Origin of the sequence: Pseudomonas sp. B21-023 (assembly GCF_024749165.1) — a bacterium.
Lineage (GTDB): Bacteria > Pseudomonadota > Gammaproteobacteria > Pseudomonadales > Pseudomonadaceae > Aquipseudomonas.
Map to the genome: position 1 here is coordinate 4,975,252 of NZ_CP087190.1, position 26,423 is coordinate 5,001,674.

30 protein-coding genes, 1 pseudogene and 1 riboswitch are annotated in these 26,423 nt (G+C 64.5%); of the genes and pseudogenes, 16 read left to right on the forward strand and 15 right to left on the reverse strand.

Annotated elements, in window-relative coordinates; translation table 11 throughout:
* Window positions 1-83 precede the first annotated feature (83 nt).
* From LOY42_RS22430 to LOY42_RS22440, 3 genes are all read left to right on the forward strand, one after another.
* A complete protein-coding gene (locus tag LOY42_RS22430; RefSeq protein WP_139668625.1) occupies window positions 84-1,049 on the forward strand; it encodes a 2-hydroxyacid dehydrogenase in 966 nt (321 codons plus the stop codon).
* 44 nt (window positions 1,050-1,093) lie between these two features.
* On the forward strand, window positions 1,094-2,092 hold the full coding sequence (locus tag LOY42_RS22435) for a class I SAM-dependent methyltransferase (RefSeq protein WP_258599346.1): 999 nt from the start codon (window positions 1,094-1,096) through the stop codon (window positions 2,090-2,092).
* A 39-nt stretch (window positions 2,093-2,131) separates the two neighbouring features.
* Window positions 2,132-2,251, forward strand: a riboswitch (yybP-ykoY riboswitch).
* A 91-nt stretch (window positions 2,252-2,342) separates the two neighbouring features.
* A complete protein-coding gene (locus LOY42_RS22440; RefSeq protein ID WP_177485989.1) occupies window positions 2,343-2,927 on the forward strand; it encodes a TMEM165/GDT1 family protein in 585 nt (194 codons plus the stop codon).
* Between the two features lie 87 nt (window positions 2,928-3,014).
* Here LOY42_RS22440 and LOY42_RS22445 read toward each other — a convergent pair whose 3' ends face one another.
* Window positions 3,015-3,830: a M48 family metallopeptidase gene (locus LOY42_RS22445; protein ID WP_023631454.1), complete on the reverse strand. Its 816-nt coding sequence runs from the start codon at window positions 3,828-3,830 to the stop codon at window positions 3,015-3,017.
* A gap of 1,331 nt (window positions 3,831-5,161) precedes the next feature.
* Here LOY42_RS22445 and LOY42_RS26745 point away from each other — a divergent pair.
* Window positions 5,162-5,221: pseudogene (locus tag LOY42_RS26745) on the forward strand (hypothetical protein); the annotation flags it as partial.
* Window positions 5,222-5,419: 198 nt separating this feature from the next.
* On the forward strand, window positions 5,420-6,124 hold the full coding sequence (locus LOY42_RS26750) for a methyl-accepting chemotaxis protein (RefSeq protein ID WP_408981090.1): 705 nt from the start codon (window positions 5,420-5,422) through the stop codon (window positions 6,122-6,124).
* A 110-nt stretch (window positions 6,125-6,234) separates the two neighbouring features.
* On the opposite strand, the gene LOY42_RS22455 is transcribed toward LOY42_RS26750, so the two are convergent.
* The 3 genes from LOY42_RS22455 to LOY42_RS22465 are packed head-to-tail and all read right to left on the reverse strand — an operon-like array spanning window position 6,235 to window position 7,313.
* Window positions 6,235-6,855: an SOS response-associated peptidase gene (locus LOY42_RS22455; protein WP_110703091.1), complete on the reverse strand. Its 621-nt coding sequence runs from the start codon at window positions 6,853-6,855 to the stop codon at window positions 6,235-6,237.
* 15 nt (window positions 6,856-6,870) lie between these two features.
* The gene (locus LOY42_RS22460) at window positions 6,871-7,131 is read right to left on the reverse strand and encodes a putative signal transducing protein (protein WP_023630964.1); all 261 of its coding nucleotides are present in this window, start codon (window positions 7,129-7,131) and stop codon (window positions 6,871-6,873) included.
* Entirely contained in the window at window positions 7,131-7,313 is a 183-nt protein-coding gene (locus tag LOY42_RS22465) for a CPXCG motif-containing cysteine-rich protein (RefSeq protein ID WP_139668617.1), read from the reverse strand. The genes LOY42_RS22460 and LOY42_RS22465 overlap by 1 nt, the downstream gene beginning before the upstream one ends.
* 125 nt (window positions 7,314-7,438) lie before the next feature.
* On the opposite strand from LOY42_RS22465, the gene LOY42_RS22470 reads away from it, so the two are divergent.
* Window positions 7,439-8,605 (forward strand): 1-acyl-sn-glycerol-3-phosphate acyltransferase, encoded by a 1,167-nt coding sequence (locus LOY42_RS22470; RefSeq protein WP_110703086.1) that lies wholly within the window; start codon window positions 7,439-7,441, stop codon window positions 8,603-8,605.
* 111 nt (window positions 8,606-8,716) lie between these two features.
* Here LOY42_RS22470 and LOY42_RS22475 read toward each other — a convergent pair whose 3' ends face one another.
* Window positions 8,717-8,977, reverse strand: a complete 261-nt coding sequence (locus LOY42_RS22475) for a hypothetical protein (RefSeq protein ID WP_139668615.1) — start codon at window positions 8,975-8,977, stop codon at window positions 8,717-8,719.
* A gap of 314 nt (window positions 8,978-9,291) precedes the next feature.
* Here LOY42_RS22475 and LOY42_RS22480 point away from each other — a divergent pair, with 314 nt between their 5' ends.
* On the forward strand, window positions 9,292-9,498 hold the full coding sequence (locus LOY42_RS22480; protein ID WP_046857121.1) for a hypothetical protein: 207 nt from the start codon (window positions 9,292-9,294) through the stop codon (window positions 9,496-9,498).
* Window positions 9,499-9,507: 9 nt separating this feature from the next.
* On the opposite strand, the gene LOY42_RS22485 is transcribed toward LOY42_RS22480, so the two are convergent.
* The gene (locus LOY42_RS22485) at window positions 9,508-10,092 is read right to left on the reverse strand and encodes a YajG family lipoprotein (RefSeq protein ID WP_023630961.1); all 585 of its coding nucleotides are present in this window, start codon (window positions 10,090-10,092) and stop codon (window positions 9,508-9,510) included.
* Between the two features lie 143 nt (window positions 10,093-10,235).
* Between LOY42_RS22485 and LOY42_RS22490 the strand changes: the two genes are divergently transcribed.
* Together LOY42_RS22490 and mqo are read left to right on the forward strand one after the other, a co-directional pair.
* Window positions 10,236-10,469, forward strand: a complete 234-nt coding sequence (locus LOY42_RS22490; RefSeq protein WP_139668614.1) for a hypothetical protein — start codon at window positions 10,236-10,238, stop codon at window positions 10,467-10,469.
* Between the two features lie 605 nt (window positions 10,470-11,074).
* Complete coding sequence (gene mqo / locus LOY42_RS22495; RefSeq protein ID WP_111531677.1) at window positions 11,075-12,580, forward strand: malate dehydrogenase (quinone); 1,506 nt, start codon at window positions 11,075-11,077, stop codon at window positions 12,578-12,580.
* A gap of 97 nt (window positions 12,581-12,677) precedes the next feature.
* Here mqo and LOY42_RS22500 read toward each other — a convergent pair whose 3' ends face one another.
* The 4 genes from LOY42_RS22500 to LOY42_RS22515 form a co-directional block, all read right to left on the reverse strand.
* On the reverse strand, window positions 12,678-12,968 hold the full coding sequence (locus tag LOY42_RS22500) for a PA4642 family protein (protein WP_110703080.1): 291 nt from the start codon (window positions 12,966-12,968) through the stop codon (window positions 12,678-12,680).
* A 70-nt stretch (window positions 12,969-13,038) separates the two neighbouring features.
* Window positions 13,039-13,509, reverse strand: coding sequence for a hypothetical protein (locus LOY42_RS22505; RefSeq protein WP_111531676.1), 471 nt, complete (start codon window positions 13,507-13,509; stop codon window positions 13,039-13,041).
* Between the two features lie 100 nt (window positions 13,510-13,609).
* Window positions 13,610-14,083 carry a WbuC family cupin fold metalloprotein gene (locus LOY42_RS22510; RefSeq protein WP_110703074.1) on the reverse strand — a complete coding sequence of 158 codons (474 nt, stop codon included), beginning with the start codon at window positions 14,081-14,083 and terminating at the stop codon, window positions 13,610-13,612.
* Between the two features lie 2 nt (window positions 14,084-14,085).
* Window positions 14,086-14,643 carry a hypoxanthine-guanine phosphoribosyltransferase gene (locus LOY42_RS22515; protein WP_023630749.1) on the reverse strand — a complete coding sequence of 186 codons (558 nt, stop codon included), beginning with the start codon at window positions 14,641-14,643 and terminating at the stop codon, window positions 14,086-14,088.
* A 165-nt stretch (window positions 14,644-14,808) separates the two neighbouring features.
* Here LOY42_RS22515 and upp point away from each other — a divergent pair, with 165 nt between their 5' ends.
* Window positions 14,809-15,447 (forward strand): uracil phosphoribosyltransferase, encoded by a 639-nt coding sequence (gene upp, locus LOY42_RS22520; protein WP_023630748.1) that lies wholly within the window; start codon window positions 14,809-14,811, stop codon window positions 15,445-15,447.
* 2 nt (window positions 15,448-15,449) lie between these two features.
* Window positions 15,450-16,724 carry a uracil-xanthine permease family protein gene (locus LOY42_RS22525; protein ID WP_038707351.1) on the forward strand — a complete coding sequence of 425 codons (1,275 nt, stop codon included), beginning with the start codon at window positions 15,450-15,452 and terminating at the stop codon, window positions 16,722-16,724.
* Window positions 16,725-16,836: 112 nt separating this feature from the next.
* Here LOY42_RS22525 and hemH read toward each other — a convergent pair whose 3' ends face one another.
* Together hemH and LOY42_RS22535 are read right to left on the reverse strand one after the other, a co-directional pair.
* Complete coding sequence (gene hemH, locus LOY42_RS22530; protein WP_258599357.1) at window positions 16,837-17,850, reverse strand: ferrochelatase; 1,014 nt, start codon at window positions 17,848-17,850, stop codon at window positions 16,837-16,839.
* Between the two features lie 13 nt (window positions 17,851-17,863).
* Window positions 17,864-18,769: a TIGR01777 family oxidoreductase gene (locus LOY42_RS22535; RefSeq protein WP_139668608.1), complete on the reverse strand. Its 906-nt coding sequence runs from the start codon at window positions 18,767-18,769 to the stop codon at window positions 17,864-17,866.
* Between the two features lie 185 nt (window positions 18,770-18,954).
* On the opposite strand from LOY42_RS22535, the gene LOY42_RS22540 reads away from it, so the two are divergent.
* The 5 genes from LOY42_RS22540 (at window position 18,955) to LOY42_RS22560 (ending at window position 24,012) form a co-directional block, all read left to right on the forward strand.
* Window positions 18,955-19,941, forward strand: coding sequence for an NAD(P)/FAD-dependent oxidoreductase (locus tag LOY42_RS22540; RefSeq protein WP_102685305.1), 987 nt, complete (start codon window positions 18,955-18,957; stop codon window positions 19,939-19,941).
* Between the two features lie 105 nt (window positions 19,942-20,046).
* A complete protein-coding gene (locus LOY42_RS22545; RefSeq protein ID WP_139668606.1) occupies window positions 20,047-21,012 on the forward strand; it encodes a DUF523 and DUF1722 domain-containing protein in 966 nt (321 codons plus the stop codon).
* On the forward strand, window positions 21,002-21,871 hold the full coding sequence (locus LOY42_RS22550; protein ID WP_139668604.1) for a MerR family transcriptional regulator: 870 nt from the start codon (window positions 21,002-21,004) through the stop codon (window positions 21,869-21,871). Before LOY42_RS22545 ends, LOY42_RS22550 begins: the two co-directional genes overlap by 11 nt.
* A gap of 20 nt (window positions 21,872-21,891) precedes the next feature.
* A complete protein-coding gene (gene phrB / locus LOY42_RS22555; protein WP_139668602.1) occupies window positions 21,892-23,328 on the forward strand; it encodes a deoxyribodipyrimidine photo-lyase in 1,437 nt (478 codons plus the stop codon).
* Window positions 23,329-23,331: 3 nt separating this feature from the next.
* Window positions 23,332-24,012 carry an SDR family oxidoreductase gene (locus LOY42_RS22560; RefSeq protein ID WP_258599361.1) on the forward strand — a complete coding sequence of 227 codons (681 nt, stop codon included), beginning with the start codon at window positions 23,332-23,334 and terminating at the stop codon, window positions 24,010-24,012.
* A gap of 41 nt (window positions 24,013-24,053) precedes the next feature.
* Here LOY42_RS22560 and murI read toward each other — a convergent pair whose 3' ends face one another.
* The 3 genes from murI to prmC are packed head-to-tail and all read right to left on the reverse strand — an operon-like array spanning window position 24,054 to window position 26,423.
* Window positions 24,054-24,851 carry a glutamate racemase gene (murI, locus tag LOY42_RS22565; RefSeq protein ID WP_139668598.1) on the reverse strand — a complete coding sequence of 266 codons (798 nt, stop codon included), beginning with the start codon at window positions 24,849-24,851 and terminating at the stop codon, window positions 24,054-24,056.
* Window positions 24,844-25,599: a molybdopterin-synthase adenylyltransferase MoeB gene (locus tag LOY42_RS22570; RefSeq protein WP_139668596.1), complete on the reverse strand. Its 756-nt coding sequence runs from the start codon at window positions 25,597-25,599 to the stop codon at window positions 24,844-24,846. The genes murI and LOY42_RS22570 overlap by 8 nt, the downstream gene beginning before the upstream one ends.
* A complete protein-coding gene (gene prmC / locus LOY42_RS22575; RefSeq protein ID WP_139668595.1) occupies window positions 25,593-26,423 on the reverse strand; it encodes a peptide chain release factor N(5)-glutamine methyltransferase in 831 nt (276 codons plus the stop codon). The genes LOY42_RS22570 and prmC overlap by 7 nt, the downstream gene beginning before the upstream one ends.

A 26,423-nucleotide genomic window follows, 5' to 3' on the forward strand; every position in this document is an offset into this window, starting at 1 on the left:
AGCGCAGGCGCGACCGTTGACGAGCGACGGCGCCGGGCCGGACACTGCGCCAACCCCATCCCGCCCTGCCACCGGAGCCCCTGATGTCCAGCCCACGTCGCGCCGTGTTTCTCGATCACCAGTCACTGGACCTGGGTGACCTCGACCTTGCGCCCTTGCGTGCCCAGTTCGACACGTTGCAACTGCATGCCACGACCCGCCCGGAGCAGGTCGCCGAACGCCTGCACGGTGCCGTGGCCGTCATCAGCAACAAAGTGATGCTCGATGCCGCCACGCTCGCCGCCAACCCGCAACTCAAACTGATCCTGGTGGCCGCCACCGGTACCAACAATGTCGACCTGGCTGCCGCCCGTGCCCAGGGCGTCACCGTGAGCAACTGCCAGGGCTACGGCACGCCGTCGGTGGCCCAGCACACCCTGGCCCTGCTGCTGGCCCTGGCCACGCGCCTGTGCGACTACGACCAGGCGGTGAAGGCCGGGCAATGGGCCAAGGCCAGCCAGTTCTGCCTGCTGGACTTCCCCATCGTCGAGCTGGAGGGCAAGACCCTTGGCCTGCTTGGCCACGGCGAACTGGGCGGCGCGGTGGCGCGCCTGGCCGAGGCCTTCGGCATGCGCGTGCTGAGCGGGCAGATCCCCGGCCGCCCGCCCCGGGCCGACCGCCTGCCACTGCATGAGCTGCTGCCGCAGGTCGATGCCCTGACCCTGCACTGCCCGCTCAACGAGCAGACCCGGCACATGATCGGTGCCCGCGAGCTGGCGCTGCTCAAGCCCGGCGCACTGGTGGTCAACACCGCCCGCGGCGGGTTGATCGACGAGCAGGCCCTGGCCGACGCGCTGCGCGGCGGCCACCTGGGTGGCGCAGCTACCGATGTGCTGAGCGTCGAACCGCCGGTCAACGGCAACCCACTGCTGGCGGCGGACATTCCCCGCCTGATCATCACCCCGCACAGCGCCTGGGGCGCGGTAGAGTCGCGCCAGCGCATCGTCGGCCAGCTGGCCGAGAACGCCCAGGCCTACTTCGCCGGTCAGCCGCGACGCGTGGTCGGCTGACCCGCCTCTGGTACACTGCGCCACTTTTTCAGGAGGCGTCGTCCATGGACCCGCGCAGTGAAGTGTTGCTCCGCCAGGCAGAGCTGTTCCAAGGCCCACTGCTGGTCGCTGGCGCCCAGGCCGATGGCCTGCTCGGCCAGTTGCCCGGGGCCCACGGCTGGACCTGGCATGCCGGCGACCAGGCCGTGCTCGAGAGCCGCTTCGCCGGGCGCAGCCATTACGGTGTCGAGGTGCCCGAGGTAGCCTTCGACGCCGCCGTGCTGTTCCTGCCCAAGTCTCGCGAGCTGGCGGCCTACCTGCTCAACGCCCTGGCCTCGCGCCTTGCCGGTCGCACGCTGTACCTGGTGGGGGAGAAACGCGGCGGCGTCGAAGGCGCGGCCAAGCAATTGCAGGCCTTCGGCAGGCCGCGCAAGCTCGACAGCGCCCGCCACTGCCAGCTATGGCAGGTGACCGTGGACAACGCGCCCGAGGCCAAGCCTCTGGAAAGCCTGGCCGAACGCTTTGAACTGCCCCTCGAAGATGGCCCGCTGCAGGTGATCAGCCTGCCCGGCGTGTTCAGCCACGGGCGCCTGGACAAAGGCACCGCGCTGCTCCTGGAACACCTCGACGGCCTGCCGAGCGGCCATGTCCTGGACTTCGGCTGTGGTGCCGGGGTGCTCGGCGCCACGATCAAGCGTCGCTATCCGCAGAGCCAGGTCACCTTGCTCGATGTCGACGCCTTCGCGGTCGCGGCCAGTCGGCTGACCCTGGCCGCCAACGGCCTGGAAGGCGAGGTGATCAGCGGTGACGGGATCGATGCCGCTCCCCGCGGCCTGGACGTTATCCTGAGCAATCCGCCGTTCCATACCGGTGTACACACCGACTATCACGCCTCGGAGAACCTGCTGAAAAAATCCAGGGAACATCTGCGAAAAAGTGGGGAAATCCGTTTGGTAGCCAACAGCTTCCTGCGTTACCAGCCGCTCATCGAAGGCGCCCTGGGAAACTGTGAGATCCGTGCCGAAGCACAAGGTTTTCGCATCTACCGCGCAACACATGGATAAAAACAGGGCTTGCCGAAAGCGATTCGCCTAGGCAGAATCCGCTCCGTCCTAGGGGAGTAGTCTCCCGCGAGCACCCTGCTCGCCCGGTACGCGTCAACACACTTGGCCCACAGGCCATGGCGCGTGCGACCCACGATCTGCGCAGACAGGTCCAGGGTTTGACAAGACCTATGACACGCACACCTTACCCGGGGCGGGGAGGTCGTACGTGTCATAGCCGTGTCGACCCGCCCCCGTAGGAATCCTGATGCTGGAATCATTGCTCGTCCCTACCGCGATCGTCGCGCTTGCCGAAATCGGCGACAAGACGCAATTGCTCGCGCTCATCCTCGCCGCCCGTTTCCGCAAGCCCTGGCCGATCATTGCCGGGATCGTCGCCGCGACGCTGGCCAACCATGCCGCCGCTGGCGCGGTCGGCGCCTGGGTCAGCAGCTTCTTTACCGAGTCGGTGCTGCACTGGATCCTCGCCGCCAGCTTCACCGCCACCGCGCTGTGGACCCTGGTACCGGACAAGATGGACGATGAAGAATCCAGCAACGCACGACGGTTCGGGCCATTCGTGACCACGCTGATCGCGTTCTTCCTGGCGGAAATCGGCGACAAGACCCAAGTGGCCACGGTGATGCTGGCCGCCCAGTATCCGCACCTGATCATGGTGATCATCGGCACCACCCTGGGCATGCTGATCGCCAACGTGCCGGTGGTGCTGGCGGGCAACTTCGCGGCGGAGAAACTGCCGCTGACGCTGATCCGTCGCCTGGCGGCGACCGCGTTCGTGGTGCTGGCCATCGTCGCGGTGTATTCGGCGATGAAGACCAGTGGCTGGATAGGGTGAAGCAGCGGCAAGTGGCAAGTTACAAGCGGCAAGAAAGAGCAGGTGCATCCTTACTTGCCGCTTGAAGCTTGTAGCTTGCAGCTGCTTTTACTTCTTGGCCGCCTGATACAGCGGCATCACCTTCGGAATCGCCGCCTGCAACGAAGCGATACGGCTGCTCGAAGCCGGGTGGGTGCTCATGAACTCTGGCGGCGCGCCTTCGGACGCCTTGCTCATCTTGTTCCACAGGGTGATCGCGGCGTTCGGGTCATAGCCGGCACGGGCCGACAGTTCTAGGCCGATCAGGTCGGCTTCGTTCTCGTTGGCACGGCTGTTGGGCAGGGTCATGGCGTAGTTCACCACGGTGTCGGCCATGGCCATGCTGTCCTGCCCCAGGCCAAAGATCGCGCCGGCGCCCTGGCGGGCCATTTCCACGCCGTAGGCCTTGGACATCGCTTCACGGCTGTGCTCGCGCAGGGCATGAGCGATTTCATGCCCCACCACCGCGGCGATCTCGGCATCGGTCAGCTGGAGCTGATCGATCAGCCCGGTATAGACGATGATCTTGCCGCCTGGGCCGCAGTTGGCATTGAGCTCGTCGCTCTTGATCACGTTGACTTCCCAGTTCCACTGCGCGGCATCCGGCCGGAACTGCGGTGCCTGGGCGATCAGGCGCTTGGCGATGGCCTGCACGCGCTTGGCATCATTGCTGCTCTTGTCCAGCACGCCCTTGCTCGACGCCTCGCCGAGGGTCTGCTGGTAGGACTGGGCGTACATCTTGTTGACCTCATCGGTCGAAAGCATGCTGAACATGTATTGCTGGCGTTGCACGCCCACGGCACCACCACTAGTGGTATTGACCGCCTGACAGCCGCCAAGCAGGACGCCGACCGTCAGCATGCTGACAACGAATGACTTACGCATGAAAACACTCCCTTTTTACGTGCCGCGTATCCTAGGCCCAGACGCCCGCCCCTGCCAGAGCCGCGGGTAAGATTTCTGACAAGGTCCTCATGCTTTGGTATTAGCCCGCCGATAACACTCGGTAACAACCTCCTTGCGCGCGGAGCTTTGCCATGAAGTTCAAGTCGATCCAGTTTTCCGTGGCCGCCCTGGCCGGTGCCATCGTGCTGAGCATTGTCGCGGCCCTGGTGCTGTACGCCGTCTACTCCGGGCAACGCACCCAGGCGCTGGTGCAACAGCGCACCCAGCAACAGTTCGAGAACGTTATCGAGCAGCGCCTCACCGCCCTGGCACGCACCCAGGTCAGCGAAATCCAGCGCGGCCTCGAAGCCCCGCTGTCGATCGCCCGCAGCCTGGCCACCGGCAACGCCATGCTCGGCATGCAGGCAAGCGACGGACAACCGCTGATGCGGGTCGACCGCGAGCACCTGATCAACCAGCTCAAGCGCACCGTGGAGGTCAACCCAAGCGTGCTCGGCGCTTACCTTGGCTGGGAGCCCAACGCCCTCGACCATGCCGATGCCCGCTACGTCGGCAGTAGCCTGGTGGGTATCGACAGCGCCAACGGCCGCTTCCTGCCCTGGTGGTTCCGCAATGGTGATGGCAGCCTTGGCCAGGACAAGCTGGCCGATGTCGACGACCGCACAGTGCTCGCCACCGGCGTGCGCGCCAGCGAGTACTACCTGTGCCCCAAGGAGTCGAAGAAGGCCTGCGTGATCGACCCCGCGCCTTATAAAGTGGGCGACAAGATGGTCATGCTGGCGTCGTTCGTCGAACCGATCATGGTCGATGGCCAGTTCCAGGGCATGGCCGGCGCCGACCTGTCGGTGAACTTCATCCAGGACCTGCTCAATGCCGCCGATCGCCAGCTGTACGACGGCGCCGGGGAGCTGGCGCTGGTTTCCAGCAACGGCCGCCTGGTGGCCTATACCCGTGACCCGGCGAAATTCGGCGAGAAGGCCAGCGATGTGCTGGACAGCGACGAAGCCGGCACCCTCAAGAACCTGAGCGGCGAAACCCTGCACTACGAAGTGGACGCCGGCAAGGATCGCATCGAGCTGTACCTGCCGTTCAAGGTCGCCAACACCGATGCGCGCTGGACACTGCTGCTGGAACTGCCGCTGAGCGCCGTGATGGCCGAAGTCAACCAACTGCAGCAGGACCTGGCCGAACAGCGTCGTACCGATATCACCGGCATGACCCTCGTCGGCCTCGGCATCGCCGCCCTTGGCCTGCTGGTGATCTGGCTGCTGGCCCTGGGCTTCGCCCGCCCGCTCAGGCAGATGGTGGCGATGCTCGACGACATCGCCCAGGGCGAAGGCGACCTGACCCGCCGCCTGCACAGCGACCGGGCCGACGAACTGGGCGCCATCGCCAAGGGCTTCAATACCTTCCTGGCCAAACTGCAGGCCATGATCAGTCAAGTCGTGGGCTCGGTGCAGAAGGTCAGCGACTCCTCCGAGCACACCGCCGACATCGCCATCCGTACCAACCAGGGCGTGCACAAGCAGATGGCCGAGATCGACCAGGTAGCCACCGCCGTGCATGAAATGACCGCGACCGCCCAGGATGTGGCGCGCAACGCCACGCAAGCGGCCCATGCTGCCAGCGCGGCCGACCGCGCGGCCAACCAGGGCCTGGAAATCGTGCGCGACACCTCCAGCGCCATCAGCGCCCTGGCCAGCGAGATCGGTCGCGCAGTCACCGTGGTCCAGGACCTGGCCCGCGACAGCGAAAACATCAATGCCATCCTCGTGGCCATCCGCGCCATTGCCGAGCAGACCAACCTGCTGGCGCTCAACGCCGCCATCGAGGCCGCTCGCGCCGGCGAGCAGGGTCGCGGCTTTGCCGTGGTCGCCGACGAAGTGCGCAACCTGGCGCAGAAGACCCAGCAGGCGACCGAGGAAATCCAGCAGATGATCCAGCAGTTGCAGCAGGGCACCCGCGAGGTGGTCAAGGTGATGGAGGACAGCCAGGGCAAGACCGACGACAGCGTGCTGCAGGCCAGCCGCGCCGCCGAGGCGCTGGAAAGCATCACCCAGGCGGTGTCGGTAATCAACGACATGAACACCCAGATCGCCAGTGCCGCCGAGGAGCAGAGTGCCGTGGCCGAGGACATCAACCGCAATGTGATCAACATCGGCCAGGTGGCGGGCGAAGTGGCGGGCGGTGCCGACGAGTCGAGCCAGGCCAGCGCCGAGCTGACCAAGCTGGCGGAGCAGCAGCGCCGCCTGATCAATCAATTCAGGGTGTAGGTATCAAAAGGGGCGGGGGGGGGGTGGGAGCGGGCTTGCCCCGCGATACGATCCTCGCCTCACCACCGCCATCGCGGGGCAAGCCCGCTCCCGCCAGAAAAGCTGTTTGCTCAAGCCGGGGTCAGGCACTCCGGCCCATCGAGCTTCGGATCGTTGACGAAATACGCCAGCGCCCGCTCACGCAGCGCCGTCGGCGGCTTGGCCAGCAACTCGTGCAGCTTCGCCATCGGCGTGTCGGGATCCAGCCACAGCGCCTGCTCGGCCTCGTCCAGAATCAGCGGCCGACGCTGGTTCATCGCCGCTTGCGTCACCACCGCACAACTCAACCACTCTTGTTCCTGCACGGGGTAAACCTCCCACACCGCGGCGAAGAACAGCGATGCACCCTCCCCCGGTGTCACCCAGTACGGGCGCTTGCGCGCCGTGCCGCGCCATTCGTAGAAGCCGTTGGCGGGCATCAGGCAACGCCGCTGGCGCAGCGGCTCGCGAAACATCGGCTGCTCGGCGAGGGTTTCGGCACGGGCCTGGGCTGGTGTACGGGAAAGGTCGGTGAGCCAGGCCGGGGTCAGCCCCCAGCGAGCACTGGCCAGCTGCAACTGGCCGTCGACCTGGCGTTGAATCAGGACCGAGGCGCCGGGCGCGATGTTCCATTGGGCCTTCTGGCCCGGGGGGAAGCCCGGCAGACCGGCGAAGCTCTGGGACCAGCGAAACAGGGCGTAGCGTCCACACATGGGCGAAATCAAAACCTAGCAGATCAGGGTTCCGGGATAACTCTCCGGTTCGTCACCGGCAAGCGGCTGGGCGGCATTGTACTCATCGATCAGCTGCCGTGCGTACCCGGCCTGCTCGTCGGGCACCGCCAGGCCGAGCAAGCCGTGCATCGGCAACTCGCCCACGGCGCCCATCAGGTCGCGCCCGACCAGGTGCACCTCGATGCCTTCGCTGGCCAGCATGCCCACCAGCACCTGGGCCTCCAGCAGGCTTTCCGGTTCATAGATTCGCCGCATCAGTCGTTCTCGCCAAAGACATCCAGCATCCACTCCTCACCATGCACTTGCAGCACGAAGCGGATAGGCTTGCAGCACACCTGGCAGTCCTCGATGTATTCCTGGTCGCCGCCGGACAGGTCCACCGTGGTTTCAACCTCCTCGCCACAATAAGGGCAATCGTAGAGCGCAGTTTCCAGCATCGCGGCCTCCGGAGTGACTTGTGCGTATAATTGCCGGTCTGTTTACAGGGCCAGTGTGCGTCCGAGCCGTTTTTCGGAGCCCGCCCCTACCTATTTACCCTAGCCGTTTCCAACAAGAGAGCATGATGGGCGAATTCGATGCCATCCGACCGTACGACGACGCTGAGGTCCCTGCCGTGCTGGCACGCCTGCTCAGCGACCCGGCATTCCTCGATATCCTCACCCACTTCCGCTTCCCGCGCGCGGCGGGTGCCTTCGGCTGGCTGCTCAAACCACTGATCGCCCGGCGCCTGCGCAAGGAATTTGCCGGCGTGACCTGCGTATCCACGCTGCAGGACAAGGTCGAGTACTACGTCGACCGCACCATCGACCGCGCCACCGACGGCGTCACCTACAGCGGCGTCGAACAGCTCAAGTCCGGTACCGCCTACCTGTTCCTGGCCAACCACCGTGACATCGTGATGGACCCGGCCTTCGTCAACTACGCGGTGTACCACGCCGGCCTGCCGACACCGCGCATCGCCATCGGCGACAACCTGCTGCAAAAGCCGTTCGTCAGCGACATGATGCGCCTGAACAAGAGTTTCATCGTGCACCGTTCGATCAGCGGCCGCCGCGAGAAACTGGCCGCCTATCAACTGCTCTCGGCCTACATCAACCACTCGATCCGCAACGATGGCGCGTCGATCTGGATCGCCCAGGCCGAAGGCCGCGCCAAGGACGGTGACGACCGCACCGATTCGGCGATCCTGAAAATGTTCCACATGAGCCGCAAGGACGAACCGTTCGGCGCGGTGATCCAGAGCCTGAACCTGATCCCCGTGTCGATCAGCTACGAGTACGACCCCTGCGACCAGGCCAAGGCCCGCGAGCTGTACATCCGCGCCACCACCGGCACCTACAAGAAGGCCCCCGGCGAGGACGACAACAGCATCGCCCAGGGCATCACCGGCTACAAAGGGCGGGTTCACATCAACTTCGCCCCCCCGGTGACCGAGTACCACGAGGACACCAAGCAGCTGGCGCAGGCAATCGACCGGCAGATCCTCGGCGGCTACCGGCTGTTCCCGGTGCATTACCTGGCCTATGCGATGTGGGCGGAGAAGGATGCGGCACTCGAAGTGCCGAGCGCGGAGAAGCTGTTCCCGGCCGATGAACTGGCCAAGGCCAAGGAAGAGTGGCAGCGCCGCCTGGACGCCTGCCCGGTCGAGCAGCAGCCGTACCTGGTGCAGCAGTACGCGACACCCGTGCGCAATCAGTACCAGGTGAAGCGTCAGCCGGCATCGGTCTGACGAGACGTGGGAGCGGGCTTGCCCCGCGATAGTGTCAACTCAGGTGACAGCGTCGCCCGAAAATATGCAATCGCGGGTCAAGCCCGCTCCCACGCAGCAACCGAAACGCCTTTAGATCCAGGTGCTGAACCAGGACAGCAGCAACGCCATCGCCAGGCAGCAGAAACCGAGGATGTAGTAATAGCGCGGCACCCGCTGCTCGAGTACGTCCACCACACCTTCATCCATCGCCAGGCTTTCCTTCGCGAGCGCCTCGCGGCGTCGGGCGCCATGCAGCAGCAGCCCGCCCGGGCAGGTGATCAGCAACGCCAACAGATTGATCAGCTTGGCCGGATGAGCGGCCAGGAAGCCCCAGAGCACTTGCAACGACATTACGCGACCTCGATATCACGTGTGGCAAAGCCCGGCATTCTACCCAAGCCGACTTCAACCACCGCCACTTTGCGACCAGCTGTCATCCAGGCTCTGTACGAAATGTATCTGCACTCGCCCATACTGCGTTGAAACGGGGCTCGGAATGCTCATGTACTCTAGTACAGTCGGGCGCGACCCCGGCCGTTCCTCTCCCCGTTTCGCCTTGTCTGGCCTTCGCGCAGACACATTTCGTACAGCCCCTAATTTCATCTGTCACACGCTCGTCATCAACACAGGCCACCCTGTCGGCCTTCAACTGACCGGAGCTTGTCATGCTGCACGCCGAAAACCAGGACCGCCTCTACCTCGTGGCCCAGAGCGACGAACAACAGGCGCTGATCGACGGCTTCGCGATCAACGTCCAGGACCGTCAGTGGCTGGTGTATTGCGCCCTGGGCGGGCATGCCCACGACGACCTGCCGGAGATCGACCCGCACACTGGCATCAGCCTGCTGGACTTTCACGTCCAGGCCGCCTGATCGGCCTACTTACTCGCCCAGCACCTGACCGACGGTCGGGTCCTTGAACAGGCGGGTCAGGGCATCACTGAGCACGTCACTCACCAGCTTGGTGTTGGTTTCCTGGTTCGGCGCCATGCCGAAGCGCTGGTCCAGCGACGCACCGTAACGGCCGCTGTAGCGACGGTTGGCATTCGACACGTCAGCGCGGAAGGTGGCACCGATGGTCGCCTCGGTCACGTACATCTTGTCCTTGGGCGACTGGTACTTGAGCTCGGCCAGGGTCACGGTCAACTGCGGGGCATTGCCGGCATTCGGCGTCGGGGTGAAGCCCAGCAGGCGCACCGCCGCCTCGGCCTGGGCCTGCAGCTTGGGCACCACGTCATTGCCATTGACGGTGATGGTGCTGGTCTCGGGGTACATGCCACCACGGGTGCCGAGCGACTGCGAGGCGCGCCCGTCGACAACCCTGACCACCACTGGCTGGCCGTGGCCGACCGGAGCCAATTGCTGGGTGAGCTTGGGTTGCGGGCTGAGTTGCTGCGGGCTGTGGGCACAACCGGCCAGACTCAGGCTGGCCACCGCGAACAAACCGACCAACAGACGTTGCAACATGCGCATTTCTCCAGAAAAAGCGGCAAAGGCCCACAGTATACCTAGCGCGCCACACGCCAGCCATCGCCCGGCCCGCTTGTCACAATCGTTTCATGCCCCTGCGTTTATCCTTGCGCCAGCCCTCACTCACAGGACGCCACGTCATGGCCTCGCTCTGGACCCTGCTCTTCCACCGCCCGCGCCACGCCACCTACGCCCGCCTCGACAGCGATGGCACCTGCCTGGCCTTCAAGCACTGCGCCACACCGCCGGGCAACGGCACCTGGGTGCAGGTCAGCGAAGCGCGACTGGCCTGGCTGGGCCACCCGCTACCGGCCAGCGCCCGGGTTTGCGACGGTGCAACGCGCCGTTGGCAGCAACGCACCCTCGCAGCCTGACAAACGCTGCAATAAAAACCCAACAAGTACGCCCTTTCCGCCCGCGACATCGTTATAATCTCCCCCCGATTATAAGGACGTCTCCTGATCGGGCCCCGCATTCGCCGCTTAAACCCGGCACCCTCGACGCTTCGCCCACAGAGAGCCTTCCACTCAGGTCTTGCATTGGCTGTCGTGCCTGCTGTTTCCGGCCGTCCGCTGCGCATGAACCTGCGGGTTGCCATCGCGCAGTCCACTTTTGAGGTTCACGACTCCAAAAGAGCGTGAAAAAACGGTTTTTCACAACTTCACGAGAGTGTGGCGAGCAAATGAACAGTCTGGCATGTGCAAGAGCGGCAGATGTGTACCGAACAGCCCTGAACAGACGGCAAAAGCGCTCATCCCTGATGAACGCCTGAGACCGGTCCATAACGCACGACGGACCACTTGACCATAAGTCGAATTGCCGCACCCGTGGCAATGGGCGTTCAATAGCCGAACACCCAAGACTGATTGGCGGTGTCCGCGGAAGTTGCAAGAACTGCGAAGAGTCGGACATGGCGATCCTGGCCAACCCAGGGATCCTATGCTGTCAATTAGGTGCTGTAGATTGTGGAGACGCGTTAATGGCGCAGAACGAATCGGTTGATGTGGTACTGGTAGGCGCGGGCATCATGAGTGCCACCCTGGCCGTACTGCTCAAGGAGCTCGACCCGACCCTGAAGCTCGAGGTCGTCGAGGCGATGGACTCCGGAGCCGCGGAGAGTTCCAACCCCTGGAACAACGCCGGTACTGGCCATGCCGGCCTGTGCGAGCTCAATTACACCCCGCAGGCCGCCGATGGCAGCATCGACATCAAGAAGGCCGTGCACATCAACACCCAGTTCGAGGTTTCGCGCCAGTTCTGGGCCTACCTGAGCCGCAAAGGCAACTTCGGCTCGCCGCGCGCCTTCATCAACCCGGTGCCGCACCTGAGCTATGTCGAAGGTGACAAGGGCGTCTCGTTCCTCAAGAAGCGTTTCGAGCTGCTCAAGCAGCACCACGCCTTCGCCGAGATGGAATACACCGAAGACAAGGCCGTGATGAAGGACTGGATGCCGCTGATGATGCCCGGCCGCCCAGCCGACCAGCACATCGCCGCCACCCGCGTGATGAAAGGCACCGACGTCAACTTCGGCGCCCTCACCAACAAGCTCCTCAAGCTGCTTGGCGACTCGCCGGATGCCCAGGTCAAGTACAGCAAGAAGGTCGTCGGCCTGCGTCGTAACGGCAGCGGCTGGACCGTGAGCATCAAGGACGTCAACAGCGGCGGCAGCCGTGAAGTGGACGCCCGCTTCGTCTTCCTCGGTGCCGGTGGCGCCGCCCTGCCCCTGCTGCAGGTGTCCGGTATCCCCGAGAGCAAGGGCTTCGGCGGCTTCCCGGTCAGCGGCCAGTGGCTGCGTTGCGACAACCCGGAAATCGTCAAGCAGCACCAGGCCAAGGTCTACAGCCAGGCGGCGGTCGGCGCCCCGCCGATGTCGGTGCCGCACCTGGACACCCGCGTGGTCGACGGCAAGAAATCGCTGCTGTTCGGACCATACGCCGGCTTCACCACCAAGTTCCTCAAGCACGGCTCCTTCATGGACCTGCCGTTGTCGGTGCGCATGGGCAACATCGGCCCGATGCTGGCCGTGGCCCGTGACAACATGGACCTGACCAAGTACCTGGTCAGCGAAGTGATGCAATCGATGGAGCAGCGCCTGGAATCGCTGCGCCGCTTCTACCCGGAGGCGAAAGCCGAGGACTGGCGCCTGGAAGTGGCCGGCCAGCGGGTGCAGATCATCAAGAAGGATCCGAAGAAAGGCGGCATCCTGCAGTTCGGCACCGAGCTGGTCTCGGCCGAGGACGGCAGCCTGGCCGCGCTGCTTGGCGCATCGCCGGGCGCCTCGGTGACCGTGTCGATCATGCTCGAGCTGATCGAGCGCTGCTTCCCCGAGCAGGCCAAGGGTGCCTGGGCGGCCAAGCTCAAGGAGATCTTCCCCGCCCGTGAGAAGACCCTGGCCACCGACGCGGCCCTGTACCGCAAGATCAGCGCTGAAAACGATGTGGCGCTGGAGCTGGTGGAAAACAGCCCGGCCAAGCATTACGCCTGATCCGGCTGAAACGAAAAAACGCCCTTCGGGGCGTTTTTTGTTTGCGGGCAAATCCTCGTGGGAGCGGCGGTGCGCCACTCCCACGCAACGCCACGGATCAAACTCGGGCGTTGTCGATGATCTCGATGTACTCCGGCGCATTGCGCTGGTCGGCGATGGCCTCGACGAAAGTCTTGCCATGTTCGTCCTTGCCATCCAGGTCGTAGCCGGCCGCCACGAAGAAACCGACGTAACGTTCGAAGTCGTCGACGCGCAAGCCGCGGTATCCCTTGATCAGCTTGTGATGCGAAGGCGAAGTCAGGCCATCGGCCGGCTCGAACTGCAGGAACGTCTTGATGTACTCGTCGCTGATCTCGTCACCAATCACTTGTTTCTTGTCTTTACGCATCGCCGACTCCAACTGGACCATCACGGACATTTTCGAAGGACGGCAGTTTACCCCCCGGCGACGGCGAGCCTCAACGCGTACGTACGGTGCCGGTGTGCAGGTCGGCCCAGATATGGCCGTTGGCATAGGTGAGGAACTGTACGTAGAGCGTCTCGTTACGCAGCAGGTCCATGACCGCACGGTAGTTGGCCAGCGGGTAGTTGAGCGTCAGGGTACGGGTCTTGTCGTCGTACACCGGTTTCTTCAGGCTCTTGCCGCCCTCGCCGTCGAAATTGAGCAGGACCTGGCCGATGGTCGAGCCCTTGCTCAGCGGTTTGCCCTTCAGGCGCACCAGCAAGGAGGAGGTGATCGGGATCGGCTGCTGGTCGGACTGGCGCTGGGTGCCGACCACCACACTGTAGTCGGTGACCTGCAGCAGTTGCTGGCTGGCCGGTGCTTCCTGGCGCAGTGAGAGGTCGTCAGGCGGGAGGAACTGGCTGTGCAGCGGTGCGGCGGCAAGCGGCAGGCTCACCGCCATCAAGAGGGGGACGATCGCACGCATGTAGGGCTCCTTGGCATGAGCAGGCACTCTACGCACAGGCCCTGTCGCGGAGCAAGCCCGGCCCTGAAGTAAGGGAGCGGGCTCAAGATTGGGCACAAGCTCAATCGAACTGCGCGCGCATCCAGGCGTGATACTCGGCAACAGCCGCTTCACCTTCACGCGGCGCCCAGTGAGCGTGCTCCCCCTCGCCCACCGCCCGGTACGGCCCGGCCTTGCACTCGAACATGACGCTGTCGGCCTCGAGCACCACCAGGCCATGGTAGGTGCCAGGCACCAGGTCGACCCCAAGACACTCGCCGCCCGCCTGCAGCACACGTTTGTCGGTGACCTGTCCCAGGTCATCGAAGATCAGCAACCCCAAGCGCCCCTTGAGGACGATCAGGACCTCGGCCTTGTCGTCACTCAGGTGCCTGTGCGGTGGGATGTAGGTAGCTGGCTGCAAACCCACCGCCATGCGGTGGCAGGGCTCTTCCATCTGGTGGAAGTTGTGGTGCTGACGGCCACGCGGACTCTCGGCGGCCTTTTGTACCAGCCCGACGAACAACGACTGATCGAGGAACGCAGGCTGGCGCATGCTCACATCCCCTTGACGGCGAAGAGGCCGTTGGCGTTGCGCCAGTAACCCTTGTAGTCCATGCCGTAGCCGAAGACGTAGCGATCGACGCACGACAAGCCGGTGTAGGTGGCCTTCAAGTCCGGGCTGGCCTTGCGGTCGTGGTCCTTGTCGATCAGCACTGCGGTGTGCACGGCGCGGGCGCCGGCGTGCTTGCAGAACTCGATGATGGCGCTGAGGGTGTGCCCTTCGTCGAGGATATCGTCGACGATCAGTACGTCACGGTCGATGAACGACACTTCCGGCTTGGCCTTCCAGAACAGCTCGCCACCGCTGGTGGTGTTGCGGTAACGGGTGGCGTGCAGGTACGAGGCCTCCAACGGGAACTGCAGGTGGGTCAGCAGCTTGCCAGAGAAGATCAGGCCACCGTTCATCACGCAGAAGACCACCGGGTTCTTGTCGTGCAGGTCCTTGCAGATCTGTTTACCGACCTCGGCGATGGCGGCCTCGACCTCGGCTTCGTTGTACAGGCAATCAGCCTCGCGCATCACTTGACGGATATGCTCGAGATCGGCGGACATGGCGCTCTCCAGGGGGTGCGTTTTGGAAAAGCGGGCAAAGGTACGCATCCGCTCGTCCCAGATCAAGCCTTTATGGACTAACGTGCACAATGACTGCACGACATCAAGGACTGAATAGATTAATCTAGCGCGGTTTTTTTGCCCGCCTCCCGGAGCCCTCCCCCTATGCCTACTCGTGAGATCCGCCATCCGCTGATCCGCCACAAGCTCGGCCTGATGCGCCGTGCCGATATCAGCACCAAGAATTTTCGCGAACTCGCCCAGGAAGTCGGTGCACTGCTGACCTATGAAGCCACCCAGGACCTGCCGCTCGAAACCTACGAGATCGACGGCTGGTGCGGCAAGGTGCAAGTCGAGAAAATCGCCGGCAAGAAGATCACCGTAGTGCCGATCCTGCGCGCCGGCATCGGCATGCTCGACGGCGTGCTCAGCCTGATCCCCGGCGCCAAAGTCAGCGCCGTGGGCGTGGCCCGCAACGAAGAAACCCTCGAGGCCCATACCTACCTCGAGAAGCTCGCGCCGGATATCAACCAGCGCCTGGCCCTTATCATCGACCCGATGCTGGCCACCGGCAACTCGATGGTCGCCACCATCGACCTGCTGAAAAAAGCCGGCTGCAAGGAAATCCGCGCCATGGTCCTGGTCGCGGCGCCCGAAGGCATCGAAGTGGTGGAAAAAGCCCACCCGGACGTGCAGATCTATACCGCCTCGATCGACCAGCGCCTCAACGAGCACGGCTACATCGTGCCGGGCTTGGGTGATGCCGGCGACAAGATCTTCGGCACCAAGCAGAAGGACGCCTGACCATGCAGGACGGCTTCAACGACCCGCTCTGGCGCCAGGTCGTTTCGGGCGCGCAGATGCTCTTCGTGGCATTCGGCGCGCTGGTGCTGATGCCGCTGATCACCGGCCTCGACCCCAATGTGGCGCTGTTCACCGCCGGCATCGGCACCCTGCTGTTCCAGCTGGTCACGGGCCGTCAGGTTCCGGTGTTCCTGGCCTCGAGCTTCGCTTTCATCACCCCGATCATCCTCGCCAAGGGCCAGTTCGGCCTGGCCGAGACCATGGGCGGCGTCATGGCGGCAGGCTTCGTGTACACCTTCATGGGCCTGATGGTGAAGATCAAGGGCACCGGTTTCATCGACCGCATGCTGCCGCCGGTGGTCATCGGCCCGGTGATCATTTCCATCGGCCTGGCCATGGCCCCGATTGCCGCCAACATGGCGATGGGCAAGGGTGGTGACGGCGCTGCGCTGATGCCGTACAAGACCGCCATGCTGATCTCCATGCCGGCACTGCTGACCACGCTGATCGTGGCCGTGTTCGGCAAAGGCATCTTCCGCCTGGTACCGATCATTTCCGGCGTGCTGGTGGGCTTCGCTCTGTCGTTCGCCTTCGGCGTGGTCGACACTGCCAAGATCGCCGCGGCCCCATGGCTGGAACTGCCCAACTTCACCGCGCCAGCCTTCAACTGGCAGGCCATTCTGTTCATCGTGCCCGTGGCCCTGGCCCCGGCGATCGAACACATCGGCGGGGTGATTGCGGTGGGCAGCGTGACCGGCCGCGACTACCTGAAAAAACCCGGCCTGCACCGCACGCTGCTGGGTGACGGCCTGGCCACCACGGCAGCCGGCCTGTTCGGCGGCCCGCCCAACACCACCTACGCCGAAGTGACCGGCGCGGTGATGCTGACCAAGAACTACAACCCGAAGATCATGACCTGGGCCGCGGTCTTCGCCATCACCCTGGCCTTCATCGGCAAATTCGGCGCATTGCTGCAGAGCATTCCGGTGCCGGTGATGGGCGGCATTCTCTGCCTGTTGTTCGGCTCGATCGCCGCGGTGGGCATGAACACCATGATCCGCCACAAGATCGACCTGGCCGAAGCCCGCAACCTGGTGATCGTCTCGGTGACCCTGGTATTCGGTATCGGCGGCGTGCTGATCGGCAGCGGTGACGGCCCGGACGACTGGGGCCTGAAGGGCATCGCCCTGTGCGCCGTGGTGGCCATTGCCCTGAACCTGATCCTGCCGGGCAATGATGGCTGGAAGAACAAGAAGCTGGATGATCAGTTGCCTTGAATGACGAAGTAGCTGCACCTATGTGAGAGCGGGCTTGCCCCGCGATGGCGTCAGCCCAGGCCATCGCCATCGCGGGGCAAGCCCGCTCCCACGCAGCACCACGAACTCACGCTCAGGCCTTCTCGCACATCCCCGCCAGCACCCTCACCCACTCCGGGTGATCGTTCAGGCACGGCACCAGCACCAGTTCCTTGCCGCCGGCCTCGATGAACTGCTCACTGCCGCGCATACCGATCTCTTCCAGCGTCTCGATGCAGTCGGCAACAAAAGCCGGGCACATCACCAGCAACTTCTTCACCCCCGCCTTGCCCAGTTCATCCAGCCGCGTTTCGGTGTAGGGCTCGATCCACTTGGCCCGGCCCAGGCGCGATTGGAACGATACTGACCACTTGCCGTCCGGAATGCCCATCTTCGTCGCGAAGGCCCTGGCCGTGGCCAGGCACTGGCCGCGATAACACACCGCGCGCATCTCGGCGCTGGCGTCCTTGCAGCAGTCGGCGGCCTGGAAGTCGTGATTGCCGGTGAGGTCGAGCTTTTTCAGGTGTCGCTCAGGCAAACCATGGAAGCTCAGCAACAGGTGATCGTAGTCCTGCTCGAGGTACGGGCGGGCGCTGGCGACCAATGCCTCGATATAGTCGGGATGCTCGTAGAACGGCTGGAGCACGCGGGTCTGCAGGGGCAGCCGGCGCTCGGCGATGGTCTGCTTCGCCAGTTCCACCACCGTGGTCACGGTACTGTCGGCGAACTGTGGATAAAGCGGTGCCAACGTCACCTTGCGCACACCTTGCGCAGCCAGGCGCTCGAGCACGCCAGGCAGTGCCGGCTCGCCATAGCGCATGGCGATCTCCACCGGGCCATGGGGCCAATGCTCGACCATCGCCTGGCGCAGGCGGCGGGTCAGTACCACCAGGGGCGAGCCTTCGTCCCACCAGATCGACCCATAGGCATGGGCAGACTGCTCCGGCCGCTTGATCAGGATCAGCGACACCAGCAACCGCCGCACCGGCCAGGGCAGATCGATCACGTACGGGTCCATCAGGAACTGGTTGAGGTAGCGGCGCACGTCGGCCACCGAGGTGGAAGCCGGCGAACCGAGGTTGACCAGCAGCAGGGCATGATCGGTCATGCAGCGTCCTATGTCAGAGGCGGCTGGACAGGTTGTCCAACGCCGATTGCAGATCGTTGAAACGGAACGTGAAACCCGCCGCCAGCAGACGCACAGGGCGGGCGCGCTGGCCACCGAGCAGCAGCGTCGACATCTCGCCGAGCCCGGCCTTGAGCAGCAGCGCCGGCATCGGCATCCATGCCGGACGATGCAAGGTGCGCCCCAGGCGCTTGGCGAACTCGCGGTTGCGTACCGGCTCCGGCGCGCAGGCATTATAGGGACCGCTGGCTTCCTTTTGCTGCATGAGAAAATCAATCAAGGCGATTTGATCGTCGATATGCACCCAAGGCATCCACTGCCGACCATCGCCCAATGGCCCGCCAAGGCCCAGTTTGTAGGGCAGGCGCAGGCGTGACAAAAAGCCGCCATCGGCAGCCAGCACCAGGCCGGTGCGCACCAGCACGACGCGGATACCCAATGCCTGCGCACGCAGGGCAGTCTCCTCCCAGGCGATGCACAGCTGGCTGGCGAAGTCCTCCTTCACCGGGGCCGAGCTCTCCGTGAGCTCGCGCTCGCCGCCGTCGCCGTACCAGCCCACCGCTGAGCCCGAGATCAGCACCGACGGGCGCTGGTCGCGGCGCTCCAGCCAGGCCAGCAGCTGCTCGGTGAGCGCCACCCGGCTGGCCCAGAGCAGGGTGCGGCGCGCCGCAGTCCAGGGACGATCGGCGATGGGCGCGCCGGCCAGGTTGATGACCGCATCCACTGGGGCGTCGGCGGCGATATCGTCCAGCCGCGCGACGCCACGCACTCCAGTGCCACAGATTTTCGCCACCTGTTCCGGCCGGCGGCTCCAGACCGTCAGCCGATGGCCCTCGGCCTGCCACCGTTGGCAAAGGTGTTGGCCGATAAGGCCGGTACCGCCGGTCAGCAATATATGCATGGCTGTGTCCTCACAGTTGGCGGCCGTGGTCTATTTTTAAGATCAAGGCACTTTTTTGACCGATCGCTCTCGGATAAACATAGGCCACCTGCCTATCGAGCGGAATAACCTTATACAAACATTGTGCATTGTACAGGTTTGCCTGGCAGCGTACGCTGCGTAAAGCTAGGTTCGAAGAGGCCATCATGACAGTACCCATCGCCATCATCGGAGCCGGTATCGCCGGCCTGTCCGCAGCCCAGGCCCTGCAGAAGGCCGGGCAGACCGTCCACCTGTTCGACAAGGGCCATGGCAGCGGAGGCCGCATGGCCAGCAAGCGCAGCGAGGCCGGAGCCCTCGACCTGGGCGCGCAGTACTTCACGGCACGTGACCGGCGCTTCGTCGAACAGGTCCAGCACTGGGTCGCCTCAGGCTGGGCCGAGCAGTGGAAACCGCAGTTGTACAACTACCGCGATGGCGAACTGACGCCCTCCCCCGACGAACAGGTCCGCTGGGTCGGCGTGCCGCGCATGAGCGCCATCACCCGTGGCCTGCTCAAGGATGTCACGGTCAATTTCGGCTGCCGCATCGCCGAAGTGTTCCGTGGCAAGCAGTACTGGCACCTGCAGGACACCGAAGGCTGCAGCCATGGGCCGTTCAGCCGCGTGGTGATCGCCGTGCCGGCCCCTCAGGCCACACCGCTGCTGGCGGCCGCGCCGAAACTCGCGGCGGTTGCCGCCGGTGTACAGATGGAGCCGACCTGGGCCATCGCCCTGGGCTTCGAGACACCACTCGACACCCCGATGCAGGGCTGTTTCGTCCAGGACAACCCGCTCGACTGGCTGGCGCGCAACCGCAGCAAGCCAGGCCGTGACGAGCAACTCGACACCTGGGTGCTGCATGCCACCTCCAGCTGGAGCAGGCAGCATATCGACCTGGCCAAGGAGGAAGTGATCGAGCAACTGCGGGGTGAGTTCGCTGAACTGGTCGGTTGCGTGGTGCCCGCGCCAACCTTTGCCCTCGCCCACCGCTGGCTCTACGCCCGCCCCACCAGCAACCATGAGTGGGGCGCGCTGGCCGATGCCGACCTGGGCCTGTACGCCTGTGGCGACTGGTGCCTGTCCGGGCGCGTCGAGGGCGCCTGGCTTAGCGGCCAGGAAGCCGCCAGGCGCTTGTTGGAGCACCTGGAATAGGCGCTCATTAAACTTATACAAAAAAATTGTTTGTATAAGTTTTCATCTGTGCTGAAATTGCCTTGTACAAATTGTGCTGCCTGTACAAGTCATTCGGAGACAGTGATGAACGCTCCCACGCCCAACGGCAAGCCACGCCTGGCCATCAGCGCCTGCCTGACCGGCCTCAACGTGCGCTACAACGCCGGCCACAAGGCCTCCAGCCTGTGTCTTGACCTGCTCGATAAGCACTTTGACTGGGCGCCGCTGTGCCCCGAAGTCGCCATCGGCCTGGGCACCCCGCGCGAACCTATCCGCCTGGTGGGGGACCCTGCACATCCAGCGGTCACCGGCACGCGCAACAGCACCACCGACCTCGCCGGCCCACTGCGCGCCTACGGTGAGCAGATGGCCGGCGAACTGGACGATATCTGCGGCTACATTTTCATGCAAAAGTCACCGTCCTGTGGCCTCGAACGGGTCAAGGTCTATCAGGAAGACAGCCGCCCGCCTCACCATGGCCGCGGTGTCTATGCCGCGGCTTTCTGCGCCCTGCGCCCGGACCTGCCGGTCGAGGAAGAAGGTCGCCTGCACGACCCGGTACTGCGAGAAAACTTCATCGCCCGTGTGTATGCCTACGCCGACTGGCAGCAGCAGCTGCGCCAGGGCATGAGCCGCGGCGCTCTGATTCGCTTCCATGCCCGCTACAAGTACCTGTTGATGGCCCACAACCCCCAGGCGTACCGAACCCTTGGCCGCCTGCTTGGCAACATGCGCCGGGACGACGACCCGTTGCAACTCGGCCTGCAATACTTCAGCCAGCTGATGCAGGCCCTGCGCCGATGCGCCAGCCGCGGCACCCACGGCAATGTGCTGCAGCACCTGAGCGGGTACCTGCGCAACAACCTGGGCCAAAGCGACAAGGCCGAGCTGCAGCAGGTCATCGGCCAGTACCAGAGAGGCGTAGTGCCGCTGGTGGTCCCACTGACCCTGCTCAAGCACCATTTGCGCTGCCATCCCGACCCTTACCTGTTGCAACAGGCCTACCTGCAACCCCACCCGGAAGACCTTGGATTACGCAATGCCATCTGACGAACTGCTGCCCATCGGTGAGGTGGCGCGGCTCACCGGCGTCAATCCGGTCACCCTGCGCGCCTGGGAGCGTCGCTACGGCCTGATCAAGCCCCAGCGCACACCCAAAGGCCACCGCCTCTATCCACAAGACCAGGTACAAAGGGTCCAGGCCGCGCTACGCTGGCTGGAGCGCGGCGCCGCAATCAGCCAGGTGCGCGAGCTGCTGGACAACACCAAGGCCGCCACGCCAACCCTCCAAGGCGAATGGGGCGAAAGCGTCGAGCAATTGATCACGGCGATCGCCCGCCTTGCCCAGCGCCCCCTGGACCAGCTGTTGAACCAGATGATGGCCCTCTACCCTGCCGTGACCGTGTGCGAATACCTGCTCCTGCCCCTGCTGGAGTCCCTCACCCTGCGCTGGCAAACCCATTTCGATGCCCGCCTGGAGCAAGTGTTCTTTCACACCTGGCTGCGCAGCAAGCTGGGGGCGCGGGTCTATCACGACGGCCACTCGCTCACCGGCCCCTGCGTGCTGCTCGCCCGTACGGACGATACAGCCTTCGACCCGGAGTTCTGGCTCTGCGCCTGGCTGCTGAGCAGCAATGGCCACCCTCTGGAGATTCTCGAGTGGTCGGTCGAGCCTCGTCAGCTGCGCCAAGCCGTGGAGCGCTTACAGCCACAAGCGCTGCTGCTGCACCTCGGACGCCGCCCCGACCTCGCCGCACTGGGCCGCATGCTGAAGGAGATCACCGTGAGGAAACTCCTGGGCGGCGGCCGGGTCACTCTCCATGAGGCCGAGCTACGCGCATTGTCGCTATCCGATCTGTACTTGTTCGATAGCCCGCAAGCTGCCTTGCGCGGCCTTCAACAACCCTGACCAACTTGGGCTCGTTTTCCATGCAATTGATATGGCTACGCAATGACCTGCGTGTGGACGATAACACCGCTCTCGCGGCCGCCTGCCAGCGCGGCCCGACCGTGGCCCTGTGGGTCGCCAGTCCTGGCCAGTGGCTGGCCCATGACGACGCACCCTGCAAGGTCGACTTCTGGCTGCGCAACCTGCGGCTGCTGCGCCAGTCACTCGCGGCGCTGAATATTCCGCTGTTGATTCGCCAAGTCGATACCTGGGAAGACGTCCCGCAATGCGTGCTCGATGTCTGCCGCCAGCACAGCATCGAGGCCGTGCACTGGAACGAGGAATACGGCATCAACGAGACCCGGCGCGACGAAGCGACTCGGAACCTGCTGCAACACGCAGGAATTGGCGCTACCGCCCACCTCGACCAGTTGCTGTTCAGGCCCGGTAGCGTGCTGACCCGCGCAGGCCAGTATTTCCAGGTCTTCAGCCAGTTCAAACGGGTCTGCCTGGAACATCTGCACCGCAGCCTCCCCTCTCTCGTTCCACCTGTACGTCGTCAAGAGATGCTGGGTATTCACGGCGACGCCATACCCGAGCATATCGAAGGCTTCGAAGCACCTTCCGACGCCCTGCGCCAGCACTGGCCCGCCGGTGAGGATGAAGCACGGCAGCGGTTGCAGCGTTTTGTCGACGAAACCGTCGAGGATTACGCACAACTGCGCGACTTGCCCGCCAAGGCCGGTACCAGCCAGCTTTCGCCTTACCTGGCTGCGGGTGTGGTCTCGCCACGTCAGTGCCTGCACGCGGCCCTTGGGAGCAACCGGGGTGAATTCGACAGTGGCAGCGTCGGTGTGCAGACCTGGGTCAACGAGCTGCTATGGCGCGAGTTCTACAAGCACACCCTGGTGGGTTATCCCCGGGTCTCGCGGCATCGCGCCTTCCGCCCACACACCGAGGCGCTGCCTTGGCGTGATGCGCCTGGCGACCTGCAAGCCTGGAAGGAAGGCCGCACCGGCTTCCCTATCATCGATGCAGCCATGCGTCAGTTGCTGCACACCGGCTGGATGCACAACCGGCTGCGCATGATCGTCGCCATGTTCCTCAGCAAGAACCTGCTGATCGACTGGCGATATGGCGAGAGGCATTTCATGCGCCACCTGATAGACGGCGATCTGGCCGCCAACAACGGCGGCTGGCAGTGGAGCGCCTCTACAGGCACTGACGCAGTGCCCTATTTCCGCATTTTCAATCCTGTTACCCAGTCGCAGCGCTTTGACCCGAAGGGCATGTTCATTCGTCGATGGCTGCCGGAATTGAAGGGCAGGGACGATAAATCGATTCACTACCCGGTGAAATCTCCCGATCTATTTGCTACTAATAATTACTCGGGCCCGATAGTCGATCTCGATAGCAGTCGCCAACGCGCATTGGAAGCCTTCAAAAGCTTGTCCAGCTGGCAGGATCAGGGGGCATAGAGCATGACACGTCGCTTCTGTATTACGGGCGCCAGCCACGGACTTGGCCTGGCCTTGGTGGAGCAGTTGCTCGCGCGCGGGCACGAGGTTGCCGCCAGTGGCAGGGATAGCCAGGAACTCGACAACCTGGGCCAACGCTACGGTGGGCACTTGGTGCGCCTTGGGGACCACTTGCCGGACGCCGCCCTGCGCCTCCCGAGCCGCTGGAGCGCGCTGGATTGCCTGATCATCAATGCCGGAACCTGCGATTACCTGCCCGTCGATGTGACGGATGCGCAACTGTTCGAACAGATCGTCAGCAGCAACCTGCGCGCCACCGAACAGAGCCTGGTCGGCGCATTGCCGCATCTGGCCAAAGGTGACCAACCCCAGGTCATGGCCGTTCTAAGCCGTTACTCGGCATTGCAGTTGTACGAGCCGAACCAGCCAGCCAGTGGCAGCAACAGCCTGCCACAGTGGCTTCGTCTGCAGCGTCCCGCCCTGAAGGCGCTGGGTATAGACCTGACCGTGGTGGCGCCACAATCGCTGAAAACCCCGGTGACCTCGGCACAGGTCATTCCGGAGCCCTGGGCGGCGCAAAGTGCTGCCCAGGAGTTGCTGGCACGCCTGGGTCAGCGTCAACCCGAACTGGTGCTTGAGGTTCTCGAGCCAGGCGAGTTGTGGCCGCTACCGAAGCACAGCTGATACATGCAGGTGCGGGCTTGCCCGCTCCTGCATGGGTCAGCTCAAGGCAGGAAGCGCTGCACGCTGCCAGGCTGATGCCATAACAACGGCAAGACCTTCTGCAGGCGCTCCGGCTCTCCACTGCTCCAGAATGCAGTCGCCTGCGCCGGGCCCTCGCCGAGGAGCCCGCGTGCCTCCAGCAGCCTTTGCAGTTGGCGCGCCACGGCAGCCCCGGTGTCGATGATCGCCACCTCAGCAGGCACCATTTCGGCCAGCATCGGCCGCAGGAAGGGATAGTGGGTGCAGCCCAGGATCAAAGTGTCACAGCCGGCCGCCAGTAACGGCTTCACATAGCCTGACAGCAATTGGCGCAGCTGCTCACTGAACAGGTCGCCCGCCTCGATACGCTCGACCAGCCCGGGGCAAGGCTGGGTGACCACCCGCACATCATTGGCGAAACGGTCGAGCAAGGCGGCGAACTTGGCGCTCTGCAGGGTACCGGTGGTCGCCAGCACACCGACCACGCCGGAACGGGTCGCCGCCGCCGCCGGCTTGACTGCTGGCTCCATGCCCACCAGCGGCCAGTCCGGGTACAGCTCGCGCAGGTCAGCCACCGCAGCCACGGTGGCGGTGTTGCACGCCAACACCATGGCCTTGGCGCCCTGCTCGTGGAAAAACCCGGCGATGTGCCGCAGGCGCTGGCGAATGTAGTCCGGCGATTTCTCGCCATACGGCACATGGCCGCTGTCGGCCACGTACAACAAGGACTCGCTGGGCAGCAGGCGCTGGATTTCGGCCAGCACCGACAAGCCGCCGACGCCGGAGTCCATCACGCCCACCGGCGCCGTGCGCTCAGCCATGGCGCGTGGCACACACGGCGCAGGCCGGATCGCGCTTGACCCGCAGCTCGCGCATGCGGGTACTCAAGGCGTCGATCAGCAACAGGCGCCCCACCAGTGGCTCGCCAAAACCGGCCAGCAGCTTCAGGGCCTCCAGTGCCTGCAGGCTACCGACCAGCCCCACCAACGGGCCGATCACCCCGGCCTCGCTGCAAGTCAGTTCGGCTTCGCTGCCATGGCCATACAGGCAGTGGTAGCAGGGGCTGGTGTCGCGCCGTGTGTCGAATACCGACAACTGGCCCTCGAGGCGGATCGCCGCGCCGCTGACCAGCGGTTTGCCAGCGGCGACGCAGGCGGCGTTGACCGCCTCGCGAGTGCTGAAGTTGTCGGAGCAATCCAACACCACATCGACTGCCGCCACCGCGGCGGCCAGCGAATCCTCGTCCAGCGCCTGGCGATGGGCAATCAGGCTGACTTGCGGGTTGATCGCCTGCAGACGCCTGATAGCCGAGTCGACCTTGCTCATGCCGACGCTGTCGCTGTCGTGGATCACCTGGCGCTGCAGGTTGGTCAGGTCGACGGTGTCGAAATCGGCCAGGTGTAGCTCACCGACACCCGCCGCGGCGAGGTACAGTGCCACCGGCGAACCCAGCCCGCCCAGGCCGATGACCAAGGCCTTGCCGTGTTTCAGGCGCAACTGGCCGTCGATATCCACCTGCGATAACAAGATCTGCCGGCTGTAGCGCAACAGCTCCTGGTCGCTCAGCATGGCAGGCGCCCCAGGCTGATGCGCTCATGGCCACCCAGGTCAACGCGGCTGACCACCTCGGTGAAGCCGCCGATCACCAGCAATTCACGAACCGCGGCGGATTGATCGTAGCCATGTTCGAGCAGCAGCCAGCCACCAGGCAACAGATGCCCTGGTGCCTGGGCGACGATCACGCGCAGATCGTCCAGCCCGTCTTCACCGGCCACCAGTGCGCTGCTGGGTTCGAAACGCACGTCACCGGCCACCAGGTGCGGGTCGGCGGCGCGGATGTAGGGCGGGTTGCTGAGGATCAAGTCGAAACGCTCACCGGCGAGGGCGTCGAACCAGTGGCTGGCACGCACCTGGACATTGCCCAGGCCCAGGCGCTGGCGGTTGCGCTCAGCCAGGGCCACGGCCTCGTCGATACGGTCCACCGCCGTCACCTGCCAACCAGGACACTCGCTGGCCAGGGCCAGAGCGATGGCCCCGGTGCCGGTGCCCAGGTCGAGCACCCGGGCGGGCTTGGGCGCAACCAGCTCCAGGGCGGTCTCCACCAGCAGCTCGGTGTCCGGGCGCGGGATCAGTGTGTGCGGCGCCACTTCCAGGTCCAGCTTCCAAAACCCTTGCTGGCCGAGGATATAGGCCACCGGTTCACCGGCGCGACGGCGCTCGAGGTAGCCGGCGAAGGCGGCTGCCGCCTCGCTGCTGACGATGCGCTCGGGCCAGGTGTGCAGGTAGCTGCGCGATTTGCCCAGGGCCGCGGCCAGGAGCAGCTCGGCGTCCAGCCGTTCGGTCGGCGAATCGGGCAACTGTGCATTGCGCAACAAGCTGGCGATGATGGTCAT

Bases quoted from the DNA above. Each gene is read 5' to 3' on its own strand.
- LOY42_RS22470 (WP_110703086.1), top strand. From the start codon at position 7,439: ATGGGCGAATTCGATGCCATCCGACCGTACGACGACGCTGAGGTCCCT.
- hemH (WP_258599357.1), bottom strand. From the start codon at position 17,850: ATGACCGATCATGCCCTGCTGCTGGTCAACCTCGGTTCGCCGGCTTCC.
- phrB (WP_139668602.1), top strand. From the start codon at position 21,892: ATGCAATTGATATGGCTACGCAATGACCTGCGTGTGGACGATAACACC.
- LOY42_RS22505 (WP_111531676.1), bottom strand. From the start codon at position 13,509: ATGCGTGCGATCGTCCCCCTCTTGATGGCGGTGAGCCTGCCGCTTGCC.
- LOY42_RS26750 (WP_408981090.1), top strand. From the start codon at position 5,420: ATGACCGCGACCGCCCAGGATGTGGCGCGCAACGCCACGCAAGCGGCC.
- LOY42_RS22510 (WP_110703074.1), bottom strand. From the start codon at position 14,083: ATGCGCCAGCCTGCGTTCCTCGATCAGTCGTTGTTCGTCGGGCTGGTA.
- LOY42_RS22445 (WP_023631454.1), bottom strand. From the start codon at position 3,830: ATGCGTAAGTCATTCGTTGTCAGCATGCTGACGGTCGGCGTCCTGCTT.
- LOY42_RS22545 (WP_139668606.1), top strand. From the start codon at position 20,047: ATGAACGCTCCCACGCCCAACGGCAAGCCACGCCTGGCCATCAGCGCC.
- LOY42_RS22560 (WP_258599361.1), top strand. From the start codon at position 23,332: ATGACACGTCGCTTCTGTATTACGGGCGCCAGCCACGGACTTGGCCTG.
- prmC (WP_139668595.1), bottom strand. From the start codon at position 26,423: ATGACCATCATCGCCAGCTTGTTGCGCAATGCACAGTTGCCCGATTCG.
- murI (WP_139668598.1), bottom strand. From the start codon at position 24,851: ATGGCTGAGCGCACGGCGCCGGTGGGCGTGATGGACTCCGGCGTCGGC.
- LOY42_RS22475 (WP_139668615.1), bottom strand. From the start codon at position 8,977: ATGTCGTTGCAAGTGCTCTGGGGCTTCCTGGCCGCTCATCCGGCCAAG.
- LOY42_RS22490 (WP_139668614.1), top strand. From the start codon at position 10,236: ATGGCCTCGCTCTGGACCCTGCTCTTCCACCGCCCGCGCCACGCCACC.
- LOY42_RS22570 (WP_139668596.1), bottom strand. From the start codon at position 25,599: ATGCTGAGCGACCAGGAGCTGTTGCGCTACAGCCGGCAGATCTTGTTA.
- LOY42_RS22465 (WP_139668617.1), bottom strand. From the start codon at position 7,313: ATGCTGGAAACTGCGCTCTACGATTGCCCTTATTGTGGCGAGGAGGTT.
- LOY42_RS22460 (WP_023630964.1), bottom strand. From the start codon at position 7,131: ATGCGGCGAATCTATGAACCGGAAAGCCTGCTGGAGGCCCAGGTGCTG.
- LOY42_RS22550 (WP_139668604.1), top strand. From the start codon at position 21,002: ATGCCATCTGACGAACTGCTGCCCATCGGTGAGGTGGCGCGGCTCACC.
- LOY42_RS22535 (WP_139668608.1), bottom strand. From the start codon at position 18,769: ATGCATATATTGCTGACCGGCGGTACCGGCCTTATCGGCCAACACCTT.
- LOY42_RS22435 (WP_258599346.1), top strand. From the start codon at position 1,094: ATGGACCCGCGCAGTGAAGTGTTGCTCCGCCAGGCAGAGCTGTTCCAA.
- LOY42_RS22540 (WP_102685305.1), top strand. From the start codon at position 18,955: ATGACAGTACCCATCGCCATCATCGGAGCCGGTATCGCCGGCCTGTCC.
- LOY42_RS22500 (WP_110703080.1), bottom strand. From the start codon at position 12,968: ATGCGTAAAGACAAGAAACAAGTGATTGGTGACGAGATCAGCGACGAG.
- LOY42_RS22515 (WP_023630749.1), bottom strand. From the start codon at position 14,643: ATGTCCGCCGATCTCGAGCATATCCGTCAAGTGATGCGCGAGGCTGAT.
- LOY42_RS22485 (WP_023630961.1), bottom strand. From the start codon at position 10,092: ATGTTGCAACGTCTGTTGGTCGGTTTGTTCGCGGTGGCCAGCCTGAGT.
- LOY42_RS22430 (WP_139668625.1), top strand. From the start codon at position 84: ATGTCCAGCCCACGTCGCGCCGTGTTTCTCGATCACCAGTCACTGGAC.
- mqo (WP_111531677.1), top strand. From the start codon at position 11,075: ATGGCGCAGAACGAATCGGTTGATGTGGTACTGGTAGGCGCGGGCATC.
- LOY42_RS22480 (WP_046857121.1), top strand. From the start codon at position 9,292: ATGCTGCACGCCGAAAACCAGGACCGCCTCTACCTCGTGGCCCAGAGC.
- LOY42_RS22455 (WP_110703091.1), bottom strand. From the start codon at position 6,855: ATGTGTGGACGCTACGCCCTGTTTCGCTGGTCCCAGAGCTTCGCCGGT.
- LOY42_RS22525 (WP_038707351.1), top strand. From the start codon at position 15,450: ATGCAGGACGGCTTCAACGACCCGCTCTGGCGCCAGGTCGTTTCGGGC.
- upp (WP_023630748.1), top strand. From the start codon at position 14,809: ATGCCTACTCGTGAGATCCGCCATCCGCTGATCCGCCACAAGCTCGGC.